Genomic DNA, 4,152 nt, shown 5'->3' with positions numbered 1-4,152 from the left:
CCGCGAGGTCAACAATTACCGATCCGGGCTTCATTTGAGAAACCATTTCTCTAGTAACTAAAATAGGTGCTTTTCTGCCGGGAACTTGAGCGGTTGTAATCACTGCATCGGAAGCGCTGACGTGTTGGGTGAGCACTTGGCGGGTGTATTCTTTGGCGGCTTCTGATAATTCTTTAGCGTAACCTCCGGCGGCGACGGTTTCTTCCTTTAGTTCAACATCAAGGAATTTAGCGCCCAAACTTTGCACTTGTTCTTTTGTTTCTGGGCGGATGTCGAAGGCTTCGACTACCGCACCCAAACGGCGCGCCGTGGCGATCGCCTGCAAGCCAGCAACGCCCACACCCATTACCAATACTTTCGCGGGGCGAATTGTACCCGCCGCCGTTGTCAGCATCGGAAAATACTTTGGCAAAGCTGCCGCTGCGATCAGTACCGCTTTGTAACCGGCAACGTTACCCTGAGATGACAGCGCATCCATGCTTTGAGCGCGGCTGGTGCGCGGGATCATTTCCATGCTGAAGGCCGTTACTTTGCGATCGGCTAAACGCTGCACTAAAGCTGGATCTCCCAGAGGATTCAAAAATCCGATGAAAACGCCTCCTTCCCGGAGTTGATGAACTTCTGATTCTTGCAGGGCCCCGATTTTCACGACGACATCGGCTTCGCCCCACAGCCTAGCGGTATCAGCGACAACCTGAGCTCCCGCTTCTTCGTAAGCAATATCCGAGAAAAAGGATTGTGCGCCGGCACCGGCCTCAACCCGAACTTCGACGCCCTGTTTAACTAATCGGGCTACAGCGTCAGGTACTAAAGCCACCCGGCGTTCCCCTGCTGCTATTTCTTTTGCGATCGCTAATTTCATGAACTCTCCTTATTTAAGCCTTCCCAGGGCGGTTGAAACCGCGCCTACACACACAAAACCTGCCTCCGCAGGTTTCTTGAAGTGCGATTTTTAATCGCCCGATGCCTTGCTTTACATTGAAGCAGCCGTTCCCCTAAACTTCTCTCGTTGATACTAAAGCCGATCGCCCAAATTCGACCCGTATCTTTAACTTATCTTATACATTCAAATTCGCTAAATTGTTAAGTTGGCAACCGATTATGATATAATTTTATGTCGCCTAATTCTGTAGTTTGAATGTCAGTTATCAGTATTACGCAAAAATTAGGCAAAAAAAAGTGAGCTCAGCCGGCGGGCGATCGCCCTCATCAAATTGCTGAGACATTCGATATATTGTAGGCACGATCGCAAATTTCGGGCGAGCAATATTTAAGGTTCACCAAGAGTTTAATTAGAGGAGTTGTTATGCGACGATTATTTTCAGCACTAGCGGTTACAGGTTGCTTGGTGGCTGGATTACCCGCCATCAGTTTAGCCCAGTCCATGCCAGGATTCACGATTTTCGGCGGCCCCGATCGCGCTAACCAATTAAGCTATCGCTTGGATTACGGTACAGCCGGGATGAGTGGCGATAGATATCGGCTGCGAATTCCTTCCAAGAAAGTAAGTTTGGCGATCGCCCAACTGAACATATCCTATCCCGACTACTACAAAGGCGAATTTGACCAAAAAGACATTAAAGTGCGCGTCAAAAACAAAACAATAGAATTGCAAGAAGTAATCTGGGACAAAGAAAATCGATTCATAGAAATTTATCCCAAAGAACCAATTGCCGCCGGCAACAATGTTGAGGTTGTACTCTCCAACGTCAGAAATCCATCTCCCGGCGGAATGTACCATTTCAACGTCCGCATCCGCACCCCTGGGGACGTTCCCTTGCTGCGTTACCTCGGTACTTGGCTGTTGAGCATTAATTGAGGGAAGGAATTTCTCGTTAGTCATCGGTACTTGGCTGTTGAGCATTAATTGAGTGAGGGAAGGAATTTCTCGTTAGTCAAGCGATCGCGACAGAAAAATTTAAATGTGGCGATCGTTTTCCTGCGGGCAAAAATTTAACAATACTCAAATCCGGGTTTTCGGGAGTTGTGAAAATAGAACCTCCGACTCATATCGCAATTCTCAATGATTCGTAATAATGAGTCTAGGGACAGTCCCCCGATGGTTGCCCTTCGCTAATTAGGGCTACAGGGACGCTACCCCTAAAAAATGTTTACCAATCAAATAGGATTGCTCTAGCCGTACTTGCAGCATGAATCTACTAGCAAAAATCAAAACAATAAAACTTCCTCCAGCGCTGCGATCGAGAAATTATCGCCTGTTTTTTGCAGGACAAGGCATCTCCCTAATTGGCAATTGGATGACGCAAGTCGCTACTGTTTGGCTTGTCTACAATTTGAGCGATTCACCTTGGATGCTCGGTGTGGTGGGATTTACAAGTCAAATCCCCACATTAATTTTACTGCCTTTTGCAGGAGTTTTAATCGATCGCTGGAACCGCCACCAAGTCCTAATTGCCACTCAAATATTAGCGATGGTTCAATCCTTAGCGCTAGCATTTTTAGCGCTAACAGGAGTCGTTAACATTTGGCAGATTGTGGTACTGAGTTTCTTTCAAGGTGCAATTAACGCCTTTGACGCGCCGGCACGGCAAGCTTTTGTACCGGAACTTGTGGAAAAGAAAGAAGATTTAGCAAATGCGATCGCCATTAATGCTTCGATGTTCAACGCAGCCAGACTAATCGGCCCAGCAATGGCAGGTTTGCTGATAGCTACAGTCGGCGCAAGTTATTGCTTTCTTATTGACGGACTCAGTTACATCGCTGTAATTGCAGGCTTATTAGCGATGCAAATCAAACCGCGTAAAATTGCAGCAACTAATACCAAACCCTTACAAAGATTAAAAGAAGGATTCGTTTATGCCTTCGGGTTTCCCCCGATTCGAGCCATTTTACTGCTATTAGCATTAGTCAGTTTGGCCGGAATGTCGCACACAGTTTTAGTCCCAATTTTTGCCACCAAACTACTGCACGGCGACGCCCAAACTCTGGGCTTTTTGATGGCTGCTTCGGGAGTCGGAGCCTTTACGGGAGCGATTTATTTGATTTCGCGCAAAAGTATAGTTGGCCTCGGCAAATGGATTGCGATTTCACCGGCAATTATGGGATTCGGACTGATAGGTTTTGGTTTGTCCCGCGTTTTGTGGCTGTCATTAATCATGATGTTGTTCGTGGGGTTTGGTTTCATTATCCAATTTGCAGGAGGAAACACATTTTTGCAAACAATTGTGGAAGACGACAAACGCGGAAGAGTAATGAGCATATACACGATGGCATTTTTTGGAGTGACACCTTTTGGGAATTTAGTTGCCGGGGGATTGGCAAATTATATCGGCGCTCCCAATACAGTCATCATTGGAGGTATAATTTGTGTTTTAGGCTCCATAGTTTTTACCAAACAGTTGCCAGCTTTAAAAAACTTAGTCCGGCCACTTTATCAAAAAATGGGTTTAATTCCGCACTAGGGATTTAGTGTAAAAGCACAAATGCCAACCTTAAACAAGATTTCCAAAGCTAGCTAATAGCTGACTGTATCTCTAGTAATCCTCAACAATTTGTAAACTTCTCTTTTTCCCTCTTATCTTCTCTTTCTCTGCGCCCTCTGCGCCCTCTGCGGTTAAAAGATCCAAATTAATTACGCAACCAGAGGTTAAAACAATGGCAAATACAAGTGCAATTCCACAGCAGAGCGACGATCGAGTTCCCTTAAAAACCTGGATCGGCGTCATGGGAACAATTCTCGGCGCTTTCATGGCAGTTTTGGACATCCAAATCACCAACGCATCACTCAGAGATATTCAAGCAGCTTTAGGCGCAACCTTAGAAGAAGGTTCTTGGATTTCCACCGCCTATCTAGTCGCAGAAATTGTAGTAATTCCGATTACGGGTTGGCTGTCGCAGGTGTTTTCTGTCCGTCGCTACATCTTGGTAAATGCCGCTTTCTTTGTATTCTTTTCCATGTGCTGCGCTTGGGCGTGGAATTTGAATTCAATGATTGTATTTCGGGCTTTGCAGGGGTTGTCTGGCGGCATTTTAATTCCGATGTCTTTTACATTTTTGCTGACGAATTTGCCTCCCAAAAAGCAGCCAATCGGCATGGCGATGTTTGCAATGACAGCTACTTTTGCACCATCCATCGGGCCGACATTGGGAGGGTGGCTGACTGAGAATTACGGCTGGCAATATGTCTTTTAT

4 protein-coding genes are annotated in these 4,152 nt (G+C 46.2%); 3 read left to right on the top strand and 1 reads right to left on the bottom strand.

From position 1 onward, the window contains the following. A partial coding sequence (locus tag QUA38_RS27800; protein WP_333167588.1) for an NAD(P) transhydrogenase subunit alpha occupies positions 1 to 862 on the bottom strand: 862 nt, incomplete at its 3' end. 444 nt (positions 863 to 1,306) lie between these two features. Here QUA38_RS27800 and QUA38_RS27795 point away from each other — a divergent pair. The 3 genes from QUA38_RS27795 to QUA38_RS27785 all read left to right on the top strand — a co-directional run. Next, complete coding sequence (locus tag QUA38_RS27795; protein ID WP_333149759.1) at positions 1,307 to 1,819, top strand: DUF2808 domain-containing protein; 513 nt, start codon at positions 1,307 to 1,309, stop codon at positions 1,817 to 1,819. 331 nt (positions 1,820 to 2,150) lie between these two features. Then, entirely contained in the window at positions 2,151 to 3,422 is a 1,272-nt protein-coding gene (locus QUA38_RS27790; RefSeq protein ID WP_333167586.1) for an MFS transporter, read from the top strand. Between the two features lie 193 nt (positions 3,423 to 3,615). Then, on the top strand, positions 3,616 to 4,152 hold a 537-nt coding region (locus tag QUA38_RS27785; protein ID WP_333167584.1), incomplete at its 3' end, for an MFS transporter.

It is taken from the genome of Microcoleus sp. Pol12B4, assembly GCF_036701385.1.
GTDB lineage: Bacteria > Cyanobacteriota > Cyanobacteriia > Cyanobacteriales > Microcoleaceae > Microcoleus.
The sequence above is the reverse complement of the archived record's forward strand: the minus strand, read 5'-3'. Positions and strand labels throughout refer to the sequence as shown.